The organism is Pseudoalteromonas sp. XMcav11-Q (assembly GCF_040104525.1).
GTDB lineage: Bacteria > Pseudomonadota > Gammaproteobacteria > Enterobacterales > Alteromonadaceae > Pseudoalteromonas.
Genome location: NZ_JBECOX010000009.1, coordinates 109,589 through 128,561, shown reverse-complemented (window position 1 = coordinate 128,561; position 18,973 = coordinate 109,589). Strand labels below are relative to the sequence as shown.

Annotated in this window: 14 protein-coding genes; 12 read left to right on the top strand and 2 right to left on the bottom strand. The window is 40.4% G+C overall.

All coding sequences use genetic code 11. The features are described from left to right. Window positions 1-67 precede the first annotated feature (67 nt). The 5 genes from ABMY45_RS15415 to ABMY45_RS15395 all read left to right on the top strand — a co-directional run bounded on the left by ABMY45_RS15415 (window position 68) and on the right by ABMY45_RS15395 (window position 7,220). Window positions 68-2,785 (top strand): hypothetical protein, encoded by a 2,718-nt coding sequence (locus ABMY45_RS15415; protein ID WP_349289111.1) that lies wholly within the window; start codon window positions 68-70, stop codon window positions 2,783-2,785. 564 nt (window positions 2,786-3,349) lie between these two features. After that, window positions 3,350-4,162, top strand: coding sequence for a hypothetical protein (locus ABMY45_RS15410; protein ID WP_349289110.1), 813 nt, complete (start codon window positions 3,350-3,352; stop codon window positions 4,160-4,162). 203 nt (window positions 4,163-4,365) lie between these two features. Then, entirely contained in the window at window positions 4,366-4,854 is a 489-nt protein-coding gene (locus ABMY45_RS15405) for a hypothetical protein (protein WP_349289109.1), read from the top strand. Between the two features lie 212 nt (window positions 4,855-5,066). Next, window positions 5,067-5,756, top strand: a complete 690-nt coding sequence (locus ABMY45_RS15400; RefSeq protein WP_349289108.1) for a response regulator transcription factor — start codon at window positions 5,067-5,069, stop codon at window positions 5,754-5,756. Window positions 5,757-5,885: 129 nt separating this feature from the next. Continuing rightward, the gene (locus ABMY45_RS15395; RefSeq protein ID WP_349289107.1) at window positions 5,886-7,220 is read left to right on the top strand and encodes an ATP-binding protein; all 1,335 of its coding nucleotides are present in this window, start codon (window positions 5,886-5,888) and stop codon (window positions 7,218-7,220) included. 431 nt (window positions 7,221-7,651) lie between these two features. Here ABMY45_RS15395 and rsmF read toward each other — a convergent pair whose 3' ends face one another. Continuing rightward, window positions 7,652-9,091: a 16S rRNA (cytosine(1407)-C(5))-methyltransferase RsmF gene (rsmF, locus tag ABMY45_RS15390; protein ID WP_349289106.1), complete on the bottom strand. Its 1,440-nt coding sequence runs from the start codon at window positions 9,089-9,091 to the stop codon at window positions 7,652-7,654. 355 nt (window positions 9,092-9,446) lie between these two features. Here rsmF and ABMY45_RS15385 point away from each other — a divergent pair, with 355 nt between their 5' ends. From ABMY45_RS15385 to ABMY45_RS15370, 4 genes are all read left to right on the top strand, one after another. Next, the gene (locus ABMY45_RS15385; protein WP_349289105.1) at window positions 9,447-10,874 is read left to right on the top strand and encodes a sigma 54-interacting transcriptional regulator; all 1,428 of its coding nucleotides are present in this window, start codon (window positions 9,447-9,449) and stop codon (window positions 10,872-10,874) included. 141 nt (window positions 10,875-11,015) lie between these two features. Beyond that, complete coding sequence (ccoG, locus tag ABMY45_RS15380; protein WP_010371615.1) at window positions 11,016-12,398, top strand: cytochrome c oxidase accessory protein CcoG; 1,383 nt, start codon at window positions 11,016-11,018, stop codon at window positions 12,396-12,398. 153 nt (window positions 12,399-12,551) lie between these two features. Then, window positions 12,552-13,127, top strand: a complete 576-nt coding sequence (locus ABMY45_RS15375; protein WP_239420761.1) for a cytochrome b — start codon at window positions 12,552-12,554, stop codon at window positions 13,125-13,127. 3 nt (window positions 13,128-13,130) lie between these two features. Beyond that, window positions 13,131-13,703, top strand: coding sequence for a YceI family protein (locus ABMY45_RS15370; RefSeq protein ID WP_349289104.1), 573 nt, complete (start codon window positions 13,131-13,133; stop codon window positions 13,701-13,703). A gap of 94 nt (window positions 13,704-13,797) precedes the next feature. Here ABMY45_RS15370 and ABMY45_RS15365 read toward each other — a convergent pair whose 3' ends face one another. Next, entirely contained in the window at window positions 13,798-14,628 is an 831-nt protein-coding gene (locus ABMY45_RS15365) for a transporter substrate-binding domain-containing protein (protein ID WP_349289103.1), read from the bottom strand. Between the two features lie 283 nt (window positions 14,629-14,911). On the opposite strand from ABMY45_RS15365, the gene ABMY45_RS15360 reads away from it, so the two are divergent. The 3 genes from ABMY45_RS15360 (at window position 14,912) to ABMY45_RS15350 (ending at window position 18,901) form a co-directional block, all read left to right on the top strand. After that, the gene (locus ABMY45_RS15360; protein ID WP_102056692.1) at window positions 14,912-15,499 is read left to right on the top strand and encodes a dienelactone hydrolase family protein; all 588 of its coding nucleotides are present in this window, start codon (window positions 14,912-14,914) and stop codon (window positions 15,497-15,499) included. Between the two features lie 69 nt (window positions 15,500-15,568). Further along, window positions 15,569-16,546: an acetoacetate decarboxylase gene (locus tag ABMY45_RS15355; RefSeq protein ID WP_349289102.1), complete on the top strand. Its 978-nt coding sequence runs from the start codon at window positions 15,569-15,571 to the stop codon at window positions 16,544-16,546. A 114-nt stretch (window positions 16,547-16,660) separates the two neighbouring features. Then, window positions 16,661-18,901, top strand: a complete 2,241-nt coding sequence (locus ABMY45_RS15350) for an NAD(P)-binding protein (RefSeq protein ID WP_029215758.1) — start codon at window positions 16,661-16,663, stop codon at window positions 18,899-18,901. Window positions 18,902-18,973 lie beyond the last annotated feature (72 nt).

Here is an 18,973-nt window from a genome sequence, read left to right as displayed (position 1 = left end):
GCTTGTTAATTTTTTGAGTTTTCAGTGGGGCATGTGATTTTAGAATTTCAATTTAGAGGGGATAACCTTGAGAAAAATAGTTCCACTTTATTTACTCGTTATGTCTGGACATAGCTGGGCTAATGACGATCAAGTTTGTTTGTACCGTGATCCTGGTTTTAATAACTTAATGGGGTGTTATGGTGTAGGCGCTTACAATGATATGAATGAGAAAAACAAAGTGTCATCCATAAAAGTAGGTAAAAATGTTGCCATGTCTGGTTTTGAGCGTTCCCATCAGCGGGATGATTACTTTACTAGTTTTGTTAGTATTAAAGAGCTGGGGGAGTATGACGATGATATGGATTCTTTTGTTGTATTTAATAAGCCAAGCCAACATTTTGCATGTCTTTGGCAGCATCCAAATCAACGCGGTACCGCATTTTGTGCCGCGGAGGGTCAGTCAGTATCAAATCTGAATCGCTTTAAGAATGAAACTTCATCGGTGAGTATTCATGGCGATGTAAAAATTATCGGTTATGAACGAGCTAATTTTTCTAGTTCGACAATGACTATGATGTTACCTGTAGCCGAGATGAGTTCCTTTAACGATGATATAGATTCATTTAAAGTAATAAAGCGCAGTAGCAATAACTTCGCCTGTATTTGGCAGCATCCAAATTATCGTGGCTCTGCACAATGCGCAGAGGCTGGAGAGAGCGTTAGTAACCTGACTAACATGATTAATTCTAATTCGTCTTTGCGGCTTTCTGGAGAGGTGACGTTTACGGGATACTCTCACTCAAACTTTAGTGGCGAAAGCTTTACCAGTTACGAGGATATCTCCGAATTTGGTGAGTTTGATGATGATGTTGACTCTTTTAAAGTAGCACACCGCCCGAGTAATAATTATATTTGTCTGTGGGAACATCCAGAATATCGTGGTACTGCATTTTGTGCCGCTGAAGGTGAACAAGTGTCCAATATGCATCGCTTTAAAAATGGCACTTCTGCTATTTCGATGCATGGCTCTGGGATTGGCTTAAAGGGCTTTAGTTATGATGACTTTAGAGGCGTGACTTTTGAGACTGATTATCCTATCAGTAAAATGTCTCACTTTAATGATGAAATTGATTCGTTCCAAATTGTTTCTGGGGTTTTTGGTATTGATAAAAAACGCTGGATGAGTGAAATATATCAGCATATTAAAGACAAAAAACTCTCACAAATTGTGATCCCCGGAACTCACGATAGTGGTTCTTATGATATTGAACAAGGCAACCCTTTGGTGAAAAAAGAGGATATTTTCACCAAGGCTTACGAGCTTGGTTTTGAAGAAATAGTGTTTAACTGGGATAAGACTCAGACTGATGACTTTAAAGCGCAACTAGAAGCCGGTTTTAGATATTTAGACTTACGTGTTGCCGGCTTGCCTCAAGCTGATGGCAAGCTAAAATATGTGTGGTTTCACAGTGCAGCTGGAAGCAATGATTTAACTACATCGCTGCAACAGATTGCTGACTTTGCCAGTAATAACCCCGACGAAATTGTATTGTTAGAAATGAGTCGTTTTCATAAACCAGGTACTGGCAGCAATAAAGTTGATGGTATGACTGAAGTTGAAAAACAAGCGTTTTTTGACAAGGTTGTGTCAGTGATGGGTGACAGAATGGTGACCAAAAGTTCACTTGCTAACAACTTTAACCCTACGGTTTCGCAGTTACTGTCGACCGGTAAGAATATCATGGTGATGATTTCTGGTAATACGAGTAACAACCCTCATGATGACAAGTTCTGGACAAATGGCTTTCGATATAAATTTAAAGGTGAAACAAACCCTGAAGGCCTATTTAACGAGAGGCTTGGTAAGTTACAAGAATATTTACAAGATCCACAAGATACCATGAGCTATATGTCCGCCGCTGTCACACCTGATACGGCAAATATTATTGGTGGCCTACTGCGAGATCCTGGATCTGTCGGCATGATCACCGGTATGTGTAGTGCAGGGGCATTTGCAACGGGACCATTAGCGCCATTAGCAGCTGCTGTATGTGGATTAGCAGCGCCAGCGATGCCCACTTTTGCGGCCTCAATGAGTTTTGAGGGTACGGCGAGCAACTTGATTGAGATGGCAAAGAAAGCCAACCGCGAAGGGATGGATTCCCGTAACAATGATTTATATACCTCTTTGCCTTCGGTTCATCATCAAGGTATCAATGACATGCTGCGTTGGTATGTTACCCGAGGCTATCCACTAAACGTGTTTGGTGTTGACGATTTTACCTCAAGTACAGGTGTTGAAACTGCAATTAAAGCCAACATGGGTGGCTTAAAACGCCGAGTTGGTGTTTTCTTCCAAGGTGACGGAAAAGACGGGTACTTATCATATACCGATGCTTACACCACTACTGGAGGGATTGACGGTAAGTTCTGTACAAGCCATCAATTGCGTTACAGTGTCCGTTCTGGCGGTATTATTTTGGTTAATGATACCCGTATAGGTGATGGTAAATATGTTGAGTTTGAGCGCGGTCAATTCCCACCAGATGCAGAGGTGCGTATTCAAGCTTCAAGTCCAGGTGCCGGTTGGCATAACGTGAGTAAACGAGATGGGACGGTCTGGCGTAATATTGAATCCATGATTGATAATCGCCAAGACGTGTATGTACGTGGTGCCGACCAAGGGTTCGGTTACGGAAAAGCGTGGGCCAGTGATGATTATCGTGCCCATGTAAATTGCTTTGGTAATATTGTTGGCAGTCCCAGTGACAGTGAAGACAACCTAGGATATGCCGGCTGGTAACATAGCCATATGCAACGAAAGCTTAAACACTTTGGCTTCAAAGGGGTGATAGACCCAGACTCATAACTGGGTCTATCCTTTTACTGCTGGGGTCGCTTACACGATACTTTCATTGTTGTCTTTAGTTGATGAGTGTTTGACACCGCTGAATGGCTTTAAGGAGACTAACGTTACCTCGCTTACACTGCTGCTGTTAACTCTGCCATTCTTTTGGACTGAGGGTGTTGTGCACCGACACTCTACTCCTTGGGTGTTTTACATCATAATAACTCATTGCTTGTAAAGAGTATGCGTCATGGATCCAGCGTGTGTCACGAACTGTGTGAACTTTGAGTGCTCAATAGCTGGAATTACTTTGCACTCTGAATCGTAAATATAAAATATTATCACTTTTAACATAGTTTGAAATTTAACTTTCTATTAAGAACCAACTGGTTGAATTATTTAATTGAGCTTTTTGCTCGAAATTCAAGCTATTTATAACACTTTATAACAGTTGTGCTATTTACAATATGATTTAATGCAAATGTTGCATTAGATAAAATATTACAAAAAGAGGGATTAATGAAAATACATATTACTGCGTCGTGCCTTATACTACTTACTACTCTTGTAGGCTGCGGTGGCGGCAGCGATAAAAATAAAAAAGTTGAAGAGGTGGATGTGAAATCGGGAGTTGATACGACTACTGATAACACGGTGAACGTGACTGAGAGCATCCTAGGTATTACCGCCATCAATATGACGAACATTGAATTAGACCATAACTACCACTACGTGAAGGAAGTGGGCGACTCTCATACTGAAGTTAAGCGGACTACGTATAGTATCATGCCATACGTTACATCAGGTGATGTGTTTTTACCTAAAGTAAATGAAACAGTAAAGTTCACCTTAGGCTTTCCTGGCCAAAATAAAGTCAGCGTGACAACAAACAACGCAAACAATAAAGAGCAACTCACGTCGGGCTTTAGCACAGCCTTTAACGAACAAATCGATAATACATCTACTCTTTTGGTCACGTATCACAACGGTGAAACCGAGCTATCTCAGTCGCTTATTCATACCAATTTTGAGCCATCCTCACAAAGCGCTATTGTGATAGATGCGTTCGATTTATCAGAAAATGCAACATTGAATTTGGAGGGTAAATGTGCTGATGGCCAAAGTGCAAACTTAGTGCCTGGTGACTCCAATATTCACCATATTGTTTCGTGCAAAAATAATTCAGAACTGGTGTCGCTTACTGCAAAGTCAGGTTCAGATAGTGTTGTGATAGATTATAAATTTATCCTTAATCACCGTTATACACTGCTATTGGCAACAGACCACGAGAACAGCATTATTAGTACACTCATTAGTAAAGACTCATTCTAAGTTTTAGATTTGAATAGGATAAGAGCTAGTTTATTGTATTTACATGTAATCAAAGATTAGCCTCTTACTATGATAGAGATTGAAGAGTAGCTAAGCGCGAGCACTGACGCTAAGTTACTCATCTTTTCTCTATATTCAAGCATAAAAAGTCATACTCCTTCGTATAAAGCTATTCAACTTAGTACTTAAAAATGGACAATTATATGAATACCAAACAACTGACAGCGCTATCACTGCGGGTGGTCGCAATATGGATGCTGATCCAGGTCTGCATGAACGTGCCCGGAATCATTAGTTATTTTTTAACTAGTGGAGCAGACGAAGTAACCGCCAACGACGGCTTTGTGTATTTAGCTGTGGTTTCTTCCTCTATCTTAAGTGGTCTTATCTGTGCTTATTTTATTTTTAAGATTTCAGGTAAGATAGCACAGCATATTGATGATGTAGACGCAAAACCGTTTAATAAAAATGCAGAAGCATTTTTGATCCAGCTTGTTGGGCTGTATTTCTTAGTTGATAGTGTTAGTACATTACCAAGTGAAATTTACTTTGCGTTTTTTAGTGCAATTTCGAGTACTGCAGCTGACAGCTTTTGGATATCAGGAAGCGTACTTCAGTCAATGATTAGCTTTGCTATGATATTTAAACCCAATCTTTTCATTACCGTTTTTAGGTCGTCTGCTACTAAATGAGTTATGTTTGGGGGAGCGGTTATTAGTCTTGAGCATGATGTGAGATTTATTTGTAAGGGGCTAGCTGAATGTTGCAATGCTTTGTATTTGCTCATAGCTAATATCTCACTCATTTCTAAACGTGCTATCAACAATTCAATTATGCGGCAACCTGGTAAAGGCTCACGCTGCCCATCACAGACCCTCAAGAAAATTAGAACACGGGAAACATTATGAATACTTCTATCTTGATTGTTGAAGATGACTTTGAAATGGCTGAATTGACCGCCATGTTATTAGAGTCAGAAGGATATCAATGTAAAATTTGCACTGATGGTGAGGAGGCTATTGCACAAGCTAGAGTGCATACTCCTAATGTGATTTTATTAGACTTGATGTTACCAGGTAAATCAGGTCTTGAGATATGTAAAGAGTTGCGGTGCTTTTATCAAGGCGCAGTGATAGTGCTAACGGGCCAGGATAATGATATTTCTGAGGTTGCGCTACTCAAAGCCGGTGCAGACGATTACATACTAAAACCATTAAAGCCTCTTGTGTTAATTGCACGTATCAGTTCTATTTTAAGGCGGCTAAACGAAGTGAACAAAGAGGTTGGACGGTGTCTTTCAGTAAGCGGATTGAATATTTTCCCGGATCAAAGAATAGTGACTTTAAGCTCAGGGCAAGTACTCGATTTAACCTCCGCAGAGTTTGATGTATTACACCTCCTAGCAGAAAAAGCTGGTAGCACAGTATCTCGTGATCAGTGTTCTATGTTGGCAAGAGGTATTGAATGTGATGCTCAAGACCGCTCAATAGACATGCGGGTATCAAGTCTCAGAAAAAAACTCTCCACAGCGCTTATCGGCGATTCGATCATTGTTACCGTGAGAAATAAAGGCTATATGCTCGCAAAGACATAGCGTTAAGACCATAAGCTAGATATGCCTCTTTCAAGTTTATGGGGTAATAAATTTAATAGGTGTTATTGAGGGTGTATAAGGTTGAATAGGCGCATACATATATTCTGGCATTTCTTTTTTTGGATCTTATTGGCTCTGATCAGCATTTTACTTATTACCATCTGCTATTTTACAAATGTAGATGAAAAATATGCCACAAAGGCTTTTGTTATCGACATACAAAAGATATCAGTTGAGGTATTACAAGAGCATGATCCGGTCGCGTTCTCTCAAAGTAAATGGAACTATGACATTGATGGTCATGGTTTTTATGTTTGTTTTCTTGATGATGACAATCTGCAAGAGTACAAGCGTAAATTGACCTATTTAGAAACGCTAGAAGGGGTAGAGGTATATACTAGCGATGAGCTGGACGTACTTGTAGCAATTCAAACACGAGTAATTGCAAATCGTTCGCTCGTGATTAGAGAAATTAGTACGGCTCAAGAGCCTCATTTACTTACTGAGTTTCAGAAAAAGGAAGAGGAATTTCATCAACAAGAAGAAATGCTTTACGCAAGATTCCAGTTTACGGTACTGATTGCTGGGATCTCAGCACTTGCACTAATACTTATGTTGTTACTGCTATGGTTGAAACGGATACTTAAGCCAATAGAGCTTGCCAGCCATGACTGGCGTGCAGGTAAGCTTCAAACACGCATTCAAGCTCAAGTACCAGAGCCGCTTTTCTCACTTGCACAGACTATGAATAAAATGGCTGAGGATATTCAGCAGATGATGGAAGAGCAGCAGGTAATGTCCTACGCCATGTCTCATGAATTGAGAAATCCTCTCAATGGCCTTGCACTTGCGATAGAGGTGATTACTCGTAAACATGCTTTTCTAGAAGATGATACTGCTTTCTTTCAACTAAAGCGTTACGCTAATGAGCTAGAAGGTTTGTCGCTCAACATTCTTACACTAGCACGTGTGTCAAGTTTGCAGAGTAATGAGCGGCTCTCAATTTGTAATTTTTCTAATATAATTAAAGAGAGGACTAGATTTTTTATAGAAAATAACCAGCACATCCACTTTGACTGTAAAATATCAGATGAAATCAAACTAAAGGGTATACCGCTTTATTTTGAATTGATAGTGGATAATCTAATATCCAATGCAATTAGATACACTAGGACTCAGATAAAAGTAACACTTGCACTAGTAGACAACCTGATTAGCTTTGTAGTCGAGGATGATGGCCCTGGGATCCCAGAAGACTCAATTGATCATATTTTAATGCCATTTGCAAGGCTAGATTCTAGCAGAAATAAATCAAGCGGTGGCTTTGGGTTGGGTCTTGCAATAGTAAATACTGCCTCAAATCGTTTAGGCGGAACTGTTCAAATAGAAAATAAAAAATGCGACTCTGGATTGGTAGTATCTGTTATTATACCCAGTTTTGGATCTGAGTGTTCGGGCAAGTAAGGTGAGACAAAAACCGCAATAATACTTATTCTGTTAACAGAGCCTACCTGTCATAGTCGCACACCCATTGCATGAGAGCATGCCAAGCCTTGGCTATACCTTTCGTTATCTTCATTTTAGTAGCTGGCAAATTTGTCATGAAAGCAGTAGAGACAGGCTTTTATGGCCAAGCTGGATCAGGTTTTTTAGTAAAAAAACGCCCAGAAACTTACCTGCTAAGTTCTGGGCCTAGGGAAAGGCTCAAGATTGAGCCGTGCGCTAACTAAAAACACCTTCTAAGACTGTAGGGAGAAGTAGAAAGTACTGTTAAGTTTAGTTAACCTTTCATTCTTTTTACAAATAAATGAATCATTTATTAAGTTTATATAAAACAAAGAGTTGTTCTTTATATTCATAATCGGTCTTAAAAATATCAAAAGGGTATATTCAGGTTATACCCAAGTTATCAACAGGCCGTCTTTAATTAAATCCCGAGGCAAACTGTTTTTAACTTTGTTTTTTTGCCATTTCCCTAACCCGATGGCACTGCCACATAGCGTGAGGATCACCTCTCCCGTTAGTTTTGTCACCTCATCTAGGCGTATATCCTTGCCATTAAAGTAATCTTTAGCTTGCTCTTTTGTTAGCCCTAAAGTGTTTTTAGACGCTAAGTGGCCGAAAGTAGTGGCAAACTCATGCTCTAGTCTTACCCCATTTTTATGGGTAGTACCGATTAAAATCCCTATGCGAGAATATTTGATCTTATCTTGGATTGCTTCAAAGTTGTCAGGAAATAGCCATACCTCTTTATCGCGCTGCATCAACTTACCGTCAAGTTGGGCAATACCAAACTGTTTGTTTAGTACAGATAACAATAGTTGAGTGGTTTTCTTGTCCAGCGCTTCAAAAGGGAAAGCGCCTTTTTTCCGCTTTGGATTTTTAACGGCAACAGAGTGTAACTTCTTAAATCGAGCAATGAAAAACCCTTCGCTATCATATAGCTGAGGCCACACATGCAAGTATCCTTCGGACGTTGTTGCTTTTTCAGCACCCTCAAATAAAGTTGATAGGTTTTCGACTGCTACTGCTTGAGGGTAATTATCAATGAGGTGTTGGCATACTTGCTGATTTTCCAATGGTGTTAATGTGCAAGTTGAATACACTAAGGTACCACCTGGCTTTAAGGCTTGAAATGCACTGTCTATCAGTTGCTTCTGCACTTGTGCTATTTCAACATTAGACTCAATGGACCAGTTTTTAAGGGCATTTGGATCCTTTCTAACAGTGCCTTCTCCAGAGCATGGTGCATCAAGCAAGATGTTATCAAAACATTCATGCATATAATCGCCAAAGATACAGCCGTCAAAATGAGATAACGCAACATTTCGTATGCCCATACGTTTCATATTTGCCGCAAGCGCTTTGAGTCGAGATGAAGATAGCTCATTAGCGATTAGTACGCCGCGTCCATCCATGTAAGCTGCGAGTTGCGAAGTTTTCGAACCCGGTGCTGACGCCATATCCAAATTAATATCATCACTGCAGATAGTCGACTTCAATGCTGTTGGCGGCAACATAGAACTTGCTTCTTGGACATAGATGCAGCCACTTAAATGGATATCTGTGTTGCCTATAGCAAGATTAGCTTCTTCTTGTTCACTTCTTGATATCCAAAACCCTTCCTCACACCAAGGGATCGGTTCTGCCTGCCAATCACTTTTTTCGCAGTAGGCTAAGAATTCCGTGATAGACATTTTTAGGGTGTTGACTCTGACTGCTCGGCGTAAAGGAGACTGGCACTTATCTATAAAGTCTTCGATGCAAAGGTGATCTGGTAAGTAGGTTTTTATGTCGTCTAGAAACGCGCTGGGAATATAAGTTGATTTGTCCACGCAGTTACTCAATTTGAAAGCTTTATCACATTTTACACTTTCATGAGTGAAAAATGCATATTTGTTGTGACGATGCTGATTATTCAACCTGAACTCGGGATAACAACTTGTTCTCTAGCAGTTGTTATTCCTTACTACTGCGTTAAATTTGCTTGCAATAGGCCAGCTATTGACGCACAAATTTGCCTTGTATTAAGAAATAACTTCTGGCTAGAGTGATATTACACTTTTGAACTTGGATATTTTAGTGGATTAACTCACTTCTTATCCCGGGTTCAGGTTATTAAGCAAAACTCATGGCTGACAGTAAAAGACTATAGTTATATAATGCTCGCGAAATATCGCGAGGATTGCTATGTCTATTATCAAACACTTTTTGGCGGACCCTAAATTATTATTGAATGCGGTTGGAGAGGGGATCTATGGTTTTGACCTTTCTGGTAACGCTGTTTTTGTAAACCCGGCCGCAGAGCGTATGACTGGGTGGCAAAGTGATGAGCTTTTGGGGAAAAAAATACATCAGTACCATCATCATAGTCATGCAGATGGTACTGATTATCCTGCTGATGAATGTAACATCTACAAAACGATGTTTGATGGTAAAACACGACAGGTAACCAATGAGGTGTTCTGGCGTAAAGATGGGAGCTGTTTTCCTGTGGAATATACCTCAACCCCAATCTTTAAAGATCAGCAAATTATCGGTGCAGTCGCGATATTTCGCGATGTATCGCAACAGCACAAAACTGAAAATGCCCTAAGAGAGGCGCTGAATAAAGTTCAAGTACTGACTGAGCAACTTAAAGATGAAAATGCCTACCTGCTAGAAACATTAAATGAAAATTGGCAAGACTCGGGTTTGGTGGGTAGTAGCGCAATATTTCAGGCTATGTTGGCGCAGCTAGAACTGGTTAGTCAGACTGACAGTACGGTATTGGTTTTAGGAGAAAACGGCACCGGTAAAGAGCTTGTTGCTAGAAATCTGCACCGCCTTAGTGAGCGCTCATCGCAACCTTTCGTTAAAGTAAATTGCGCTGCTTTTTCACCAACCTTGATTGAATCTGAATTGTTTGGACATGAAAAAGGAGCATTTACTGGAGCGAATGAAAGACGTAAAGGACGTTTTGAGTTGGCGGATAAAGGGACCATATTTTTAGATGAAATTGGTGAGTTACCGCTAGAAGCGCAAAGCAAGTTATTACGTGTATTACAAGAGCGAGAGTTTGAACGTGTAGGGGGAAGTAAGTCGATTCAAGTAGATATACGGATAGTCGCAGCGACCAACAGAGATTTATGGAAAATGGTCGAGGGTGGGGAGTTTAGAATGGATTTATATTATCGTTTAAACGTTTTTCCTATTCGAGTGCCTGCACTAAGGGAGCGTATAGAGGATATACCCGTATTGGCCAACAATCTCATCGTGCAGCTCAACAAAAAGCTGGGCAAGCAACTACGCGGGATCTCTAAAAAGGCTATTCATGCGTTACAGCGTTATGATTGGCCAGGCAATATTCGAGAACTCCAAAACGTGTTGGAGCGCGAAGCGATATTATCTAAAGGTCGTTTAATTGATTTATCTCAAGCACTTAACGCTACTGAGCAGCATAAATCTGAAAACGGTGAACTGACTTTAGCGCAGGCAGAAGCTGAACACATATTAAGAGTGCTAGAAATAAGTAACTGGAAGATCGCTGGCAGCAACGGGGCGGCTGATAAGTTAGGACTACCCGAAAGTACGCTAAGGTCGAAAATGAAAAAACTAAAAATTGCTAAGCTTTCGTGATATTTCGCGCCTATTCGTGATATTTCGCGATGTTGAAAATGCAAGAAAAATAAATACAATAAAAATCAAAATGTTATAAACTTTCAGATTGGTCTGAAAGTTGCAATATCAAACTTGTGTATTACCAATGTAGCAAATAACATGAAGTTTGATATCAAAGAAGAAGACATGATCATTAAGCCCTATAAACAAGAAGGGCCTATTTACGTCAGAGAGCAAAAAGGTTTTTTCCAAAAAATAAGAAGAAACCTTGGCTGGTTTTTAATGTTAACTTTCGTTCTCATTCCTTGGATCCCGTACAACGAGCAGCAGGCCATCTTGCTTGATTTTGGTAAGCAGCAATTTAGGATATTTGGTGCCACCTTTCTCCCTCAAGACTTTATGATTCTAGCCTGGATTTTCATGGTGGGTGCCTTTGCTTTATTCTTTGTCACGACTTGGCTGGGTCGCGTGTGGTGTGGTTATACTTGCCCACAAACAATTTGGATGCTGATGTTCACTTGGGTTGAGCACCGAGTGGAGGGGACTCGCAACCAAAGAATAAAGTTGGACAAATCAAACTGGGATAGCAAAAAAGTCGCGAAGAAAACGGCCAAACACGCTATTTGGTTGATAATTTCGGTGTTTACTGCCACTTCATTTATGGCCTATTTTATACCTGCAAAAGAGCTGTATCTAGACATGTTTACGCTTGAGTGGACTGGCCTTACTTCCTTCTGGGTATTTTTGTTCGCACTTTGTACCTATGGAAACGCGGGCTTTCTACGAGAGAAAATGTGTACTGTGGCATGTCCATATTCTCGTTTCCAATCGGTGATGTTTGACAAAGATACGTTAGTCGTCACTTATGATAGCGAACGTGGTGAAAATAGGGGTCGTCGTAAACGCAAAGAAGACCCAAAACAGCTGGGGCTCGGCGACTGTGTAGACTGTAATTTATGTGTTGAAGTGTGCCCCGCTGGTATTGATATTCGTAATGGCTTGCAATACGAATGCATTAACTGTGGTTTATGTATCGATGCGTGCAACGAAACGATGAATAAATTCGGCTATCAACCAGATTTGATTAAGTATCAAAGTGAGCATCAGCAAGCGGGTAAAAAATCCAATCCGTTTAGGTTAAAAATAGTAGGCTATGGTGCTATTACCGTATTGATAGTAGTCACTATGGTGATTTGGGCATTCAATCGAACACCAATAGAAGCTTCTGTCATTCGCGACCGTAATGCGCTTTATCGTGTTAATTATGAGGGGTTAGTCGAGAACCCATACACCTTAAGTGTAATAAACAAAACACAGCACGATTTAACTTACACCGTGAGCTTAAAGGGACTGCCAGATGCGAAACTTACAGCTCCAATCACAACGCATATCGCTGGCGGCGACATGGCGTTAATCCCAGTAACAGTGACTGCTGATGGCTATGAGCTTAAAGGTAAGCGCACTCCAATCCAATTCACTATAGAGTCGCAACAAGATGCCAATATTAGCATAACGAAGGACAGCTACTTCTATAAAAATTAGTTTACACTCCCCCCGACTCAAGGCGCTTGTATTATGAAGCGCCTTTTTTGTGTGCATATATGCACAATCTGACGCTAAATTTATGGCTTTCTCTCTGAACTTTTAGCGTATAAGCTTACTCTTATTGAGAATGAGTTTTATTAGCTGAATATTATGTTTAAAAATACATCACAAAACTATGGTTTGTTAGCCATCCTCTTTCACTGGCTCAGTGCGCTTGTGGTATTTGGCATGTTTGGCCTTGGATTGTACATGGTCGAACTCAGTTATTACGATCCTTTCTACCGTGATGGCTTACATATTCACAAAAGCATAGGAATACTGCTAGCAGCTTTGATAGTACTTAGACTGATTTGGAAGGTTGCCAACCCTAGCGTGAAACCCGAAAGCGAAGCCACTCCCATGGACAAATTGCAAAACACAATAGCACATGTCGTTCACGTCGTTTTGTATTTAGGTTTGTTTGGGCTGTTTGTCACAGGTTACTTAATTTCTACCTCAGATGGTAGAGCAATAGAGGTGTTCAACTGGTTTTCTGTTCCAGGTATTGGGGAGCTGTTTGATGAACAAAGTGATATTGCAGGCACTGTGCATTTATATATTGCTTGGGGGCTCATTGGATTAGTGGCGCTGCACATTGTGGGAGCGCTAAAACACCACTTTATTAATAAAGATCGTACCTTAGTTCGAATGCTCAAGGTACCAAACGCTACAAAAGTTGAGGATTAAAACATGAAAAAAACAATCATTGCATTAAGCATGGCAGCTATGACCTTATCGGCCGGAGTAAATGCTGCGGATTATGTAATCGATACAAAGGGTGCACATGCCTTTGTAAACTTTAAAATTAAACATTTAGGATACAGCTGGTTGCATGGCCGATTTAATAGCTTTGAAGGCGACTTCAGCTATGATGCAAAAAACCCAAGTGCGTCAAAAATCAATGTAGTGATCGATACTGCTTCTGTTGATTCGAACCATGCAGAGCGTGATAAGCATTTGCGCGGTAATGATTTTTTAAACGTAAAAGCAAACCCAAAGGCGACTTTTAAGAGTAACTCGATTACTTTTAGCGATGATACAAATGCGAAGGTGAAAGGAAGCTTCACACTCAATGGGGTAACAAAGCATATCGAGTTTGATGTTAAAAAAGTGGGTGAAGGTAAAGATCCATGGGGTGGATACCGAGTTGGCTTTGAAGGTGAAACTCAGTTAAAACTTGCTGATTATGACATCGACTATGATCTAGGCCCGGCATCAACATACGTTACCATTGGTTTGCACTTAGAAGGTATTCGTAAGTAATCTCTACTAGCACCACGTGTTACTACATACGTGGTGCTGCGCTTTACACTCTAGGAGAAGTCCACTTTTCAAATGCAATATTAGTTTTAGAAAGTTAGTTTTTAAAGATACTAGCTAGCTGTGGCTGAAACTGCTCTGGTAACCAACGAGACATAGCCAGTCTAAACTGTTCGTTTTTATGGGCTTGTTTTAACGCTTCGCTAATTGCAGCTATCTGTTCCTTACCAATCGCATTGTTATTACAGCCCGCATATCCAGCTGTTATCTGCGAGGCAATACTCAATCTAACTTGTGTCAATTCATCTTGCTTATCAACATGCAATTTGTGGTAGTGGTGTTCGCTTGGGTATCCAAGTATCACATCGACTCTTTTTTTAAGTAGCATGATAGTCAAACTCTCTAACGTATCTCTTCCTGGTCTTATGAGCACTTGCTTGGAAGGCAAACTCGCCAATAACGCATCAATTTCATGGCCAAACGATCGATTTGCCGCGACACCTACAGTTAGTCCGTGCTCAGTTACGAGTTTTTCCAAATCAATTGCGCTGTTGGTAATGCCAAGTGACTGTGCAACATCTTTCCTTAGTGCGGCAGAGGTTGATAATCCGATAGTGGAATACTCTTCACTAAAAGCGATATGTCTTTGCCGCTTGACTGTTTTATAGAGGGAGATCATACAATATTGGTTGTTGAAATTAGAGAGCTCATGTATGGCCCTAGATGCGGGGAATACTTTATAATTAAAAGTGTAATCGGGCATCTGTTGTTGAATGAGTTTTATCAATAACTCGTCTCGTCCTTGCCCTTCCAAATCGTCAGCAAGGATATAATAAGGCGCGAAATCTATCGCAATCCAAGTTATTTGTTTTGCAAATACAAAACTGGATTGAAAGGCAATGAAGAGGAGTAAGATGATTTTGATCAAATTGGGTCACTCTTGCTGAACTTACAATAAGCTTAGCATTGTTTGCGATGTTGATGATTAAATTAATGTTTATTTAATTTGTATTTAATGTTTACAGAGGTTGGCGGTATGCTAGCTTTAAAAGAAGTTTTAGTTTTGGGTAAAAGCATGCTAGCAAAGCTCAGTTAAGCGATTGAATATAGAGTTTGATTGCAGTGCATTAATCCAAATATAAGTAGATAAGGCCACATGGCAAGGAAAGTCATAAAAGCCAATAACGATAAATTATTAATAAGGAAAACCTATGGCTATATTAATCGTTACCGATATTTTCGGTCATACGGATCATATTGATCGTTTTGCTAAATCGCTTGGAAGTGACGTGCAGGTGCTTTCACCATTTATAGAAGAACCAAATAGTGTCTCAGAGTCGGATTGTTATGAGCTGTTTTTGGCTCAGTGTGGTCATCGTTTATATGCTGATAAAATATCAGCAGCGATTTCTGAATACAAACCAAAACTTATTATTGGCTTTAGTGCAGGCGGGGCTGCTGCGTGGGTTGCATTGTCTGAACAAGGTGCATCTCACTCTGTCGAGCAACTTATTGCATTTTATCCCAGCCAAATACGTAACCATCTAAATATTAAGCCCAGCTGCGATGTGTCTATCTTCTTTGCTCAAGTTGAATCTCATTTTGACGTTGAGCCCGTCATTGAGCAGTTAAAAGATAAAAAAGGGTTGAATTGTATCCGAACGCGGTATTTACACGGTTTTATGAACAAGCTTTCGGGTAACTATGACGAGTACGCATACTCGCATTATCAGTATTTTTGCCAGCGAGAAGCGCGTAACTATTTTGAGGTTGTGCAACAAGAAGCGGAGTTTTCATAACAACATACGCAAAAGCGGCTTGAGCGAACTACACTAAACACTAACTTATCATACTTTAAGGAGTGAAAGATGTATCCCGAGTTGCCTGATTATCAACATTTTTATAGTAATCCGATCGCCAAACCTCCATGCAGAATGCTAAATGCACAAATGTATGGCTTTTTTGTCAAAGGAAAAAAATCAACAATCCAAACCTATGTTGATAAAACGCTTAATTCGGTTTCTAGTAGTGAATTTGTATTCAGGGCCCTAACCGATTGGTGCTTATTGACATTTACAGATATTGAAAATATCGCGTCAAAAGTGCCGCCATTTAGTAACTATGGATATATGCAAGAAACCGATGTCATCATCTGGTTGCCAATTCTGCAAGTCAATCTCGAAACGTTAAAGGCAGAACATCTATATTGGTATCCAGCATTTATCTCGGTCAATAACATTAACGCGCTGATAAATGGTCGAGAAATATGGGGCTACAACAAATATTTATGTCGCTACGAAATGCCTGATAACTTTGGCGACCCACTGAACTTTTCCCTCTCTCTGGAGACCTTTAAGGAATTTGATCCCAACGTCAAAATGGCATGGCATGAATTGTTATCCATTGAACCTGAGGATGACGGGGAGTCGTGGTTAAAAGAAGTGTTGGAAGTGGGTGAAGAAATTGCTGAGCTTTTCAAAGATTCAGTGTCTGATTTAAACGTCGATAGCCAATTTCTTAAGCAGTTCTTATCGGGTTTTACCCACCCGCAAATGGATCAAATATTATTTAAGCAGTTCCCAGATGGCCATGCCGAGAAGTCTGTATATTCGGCAGTGGTGCATTCCCCTTCAGAGGTGAAGAAAATCCACAAAATTGGTTTTATCAAAGATGATTTAAGCTTGAATCTACAACGAATGGATGCGTTTCCACTCGATAAAATGTTTGGCATTCCATTAGGCAAAAGCGAGGTCAAACTACCTTACTTTGTGAAAATGGACTTCGATCAGGCAGGAGTGGAAGAAATTGTTTCCAGTGCTCAGAGTATGGCTAATCTCCATCGTTAGTGTATTTGTGGCATAAAAAACACGATTTTTTACTAAAGCGATATTTGCATGTTTAGTTGTCTTCCTATGTGGCTTTAGATGTTGCTCGTCAACAGGTTAGAAAAAGGAAGGTTTATGAGTAAACAAAAAGTAGCAATACTTGGCGGCGGTGTTTCGGCAATGACTGCTGCGGTATACATGACTGAACAAGACGATTGGCAAGAGCGCTATGATATTACCGTTTATCAGCAAGGTTGGCGCTTGGGGGGCAAAGGGGCGAGTGGTCGTAATGCTGAATACGGCGAACGTATAGAGGAGCACGGTCTTCACGTTTGGTTTGGTGCCTATGTCAATTCTTTTAGGGCAATTGAGACCGTTTATAATAAGCTTGAGCGCTCAAGTGATATCCCCATTCACACTTGGCAACAAGCGCTAAAACCACATAGTTTGGTGGTGTTGCAAGAATATATTGATCAGCAATGGCAAACTTGGTCAGTAGATTTCCCTGAGATCCCAGGTAATCCAGCAGATGGCACACTCGATTTACATTTTTGGCAGATTTTAAAATTACTTGCGGCTTGGCTACACAAGTGGGTTGATGATTTGGAATGCGAAGTTGAGAAAACCCACAAATCCACACAACTCAAAACTAAAAAAGAAAGAGACAAAACGCTGCTTGCTCACTTGGGACAGGAAGTTAAAAGCTTTTTTGATAGTGTAGAAGAAAAGGCTAGAGCTCTATTTGATGACGCAGAAAATCAAGCCCAAGAGGTCGTATCCACACCAAAGCTGTTAATAACGCAACTTAGTAATTTTCTAACGGTACGTGAAGCTGATCATCGTTTAGAAAATAAGAAAGATCACTTAGTTGTTTGGTATATGGTTCGAAAAATTAGGCGCTGGTTGCAGTCTGAAGTAAATGACTTAATTGATGACAACCCTGTCATTAGACGTCTATATATATGCATAGATTTAGGTGTTGCGATGACCATTGGCATGCTCCGAGACAAAGTCTATTCACGAGGGTTTGGTTATCTTGATCAATACGATTTTAAACAGTGGCTCAAGCGCAATGGCGCAAATGAATTGCTGTCTGTAGAGTCTGCACCAGTCCGTGGCTTTTATGATCTCGTTTTTGGCTATGAGAACGGTGATTTTAAAAAGCCGAATGTTGAAGCTGGAGTTGCGGCTTTGGCCATGCTTAGGATTATGCTGTGTTATCGCGGTGGTGTGATGTGGAAAATGCAAGCGGGAATGGGAGATATTATTTTCTCTCCTATTTATGAGCTGCTCAAACATCGAGGCGTTCAGTTTGCGTTTTTTCATCAGGTTGAATCGTTACACTGTACACAGGATGATGATGGTCATTATGTTGATAGCATTCAATTAATTCAACAGGTTAAACTAAAAGAGACGCAAAGTTACGAGCCTCTGGAATTAGTCAAAGACTTGCCATGTTGGCCAAGCTCGCCACTGTGGCAACAAATTGACCCGCAGCAAGTGGCACTACTTAAAGAACATGAGATTAACCTAGAGTCTTACTGGTCTAATTGGGAGGCGGTTTACCAACAAGCATTTGGACAGAGGTTACCGAGAAAAACACTAAATAAAGGTACTGATTTCGATTTAGTGATTTTTGGGATCTCAGTGGCAAGTCTTGAGCCACTTTGTCAGCAATTATTGGCTAAAGATAACGGCTTAAAGTTGCAAGCTGAAAAGGTCAAAACTGTTGCGACTCAAGCATTACAGTTGTGGCTTACTAAAACTGACAGTGAACTGGGTTTTCACGATCCTTCTGGTAGTAATGAGCCACCAATATTAAGCGCATTTTCTCAACCTTTTGACACTTGGGCCGCGATGTCTAATTTAATTGAGGTTGAAGATTGGCCAAATACACAGCCAAATAACATTGCCTACTTTTGTAGTGCTTTTACCTGCGCAGATTATCCACCTCCGAGCGATCATGAGTTTCCTGAGCGCATGAAAGCTCAGGTAAAAGAAAACGCATTGCAAAAACTTAGATTACAGATGCAGCCACTGTGGCCAGAGGCTTATCATGGTAACGACTTCGACTGGAACGTATTGTTTGATGTTGATAATAACGAAGGTGAAGTTAGGTTCAACACTCAGTATTGGAGGGTGAATGTCGACCCCAGTGAGCGTTATGTCTTAAGTGTTGTTGATAGCAGTCAATTTCGACTGCCTACGGACGGCTGCATATTCAATAACCTCTACATTACTGGAGATTGGATTAAAACCGGTGTCAATGCAGGTTGTGTTGAAGCTGCTGTGATGGCTGGCATGCAAACGAGTAGAGCCATCACCGGATATCCTCAAAACATTAGTGGAGAATCAGGGTTTGAGCCGTTTAAATAACCGAGTTATTACACTTTAGGCGCTAAACGAACGCTTGATTTTTGAACCATTAGTTGTACAACTGTATTAGCT

Excerpts from the sequence above, each read along its gene's own strand:
- ABMY45_RS15360 (WP_102056692.1), top strand. The coding sequence starts at position 14,912 with ATGGCTATATTAATCGTTACCGATATTTTCGGTCATACGGATCATATT.
- ABMY45_RS15375 (WP_239420761.1), top strand. The coding sequence starts at position 12,552 with ATGTTTAAAAATACATCACAAAACTATGGTTTGTTAGCCATCCTCTTT.
- ccoG (WP_010371615.1), top strand. The coding sequence starts at position 11,016 with ATGAAGTTTGATATCAAAGAAGAAGACATGATCATTAAGCCCTATAAA.
- ABMY45_RS15355 (WP_349289102.1), top strand. The coding sequence starts at position 15,569 with ATGTATCCCGAGTTGCCTGATTATCAACATTTTTATAGTAATCCGATC.
- ABMY45_RS15385 (WP_349289105.1), top strand. The coding sequence starts at position 9,447 with ATGTCTATTATCAAACACTTTTTGGCGGACCCTAAATTATTATTGAAT.
- ABMY45_RS15410 (WP_349289110.1), top strand. The coding sequence starts at position 3,350 with ATGAAAATACATATTACTGCGTCGTGCCTTATACTACTTACTACTCTT.
- ABMY45_RS15400 (WP_349289108.1), top strand. The coding sequence starts at position 5,067 with ATGAATACTTCTATCTTGATTGTTGAAGATGACTTTGAAATGGCTGAA.
- ABMY45_RS15370 (WP_349289104.1), top strand. The coding sequence starts at position 13,131 with ATGAAAAAAACAATCATTGCATTAAGCATGGCAGCTATGACCTTATCG.
- ABMY45_RS15405 (WP_349289109.1), top strand. The coding sequence starts at position 4,366 with ATGAATACCAAACAACTGACAGCGCTATCACTGCGGGTGGTCGCAATA.
- ABMY45_RS15350 (WP_029215758.1), top strand. The coding sequence starts at position 16,661 with ATGAGTAAACAAAAAGTAGCAATACTTGGCGGCGGTGTTTCGGCAATG.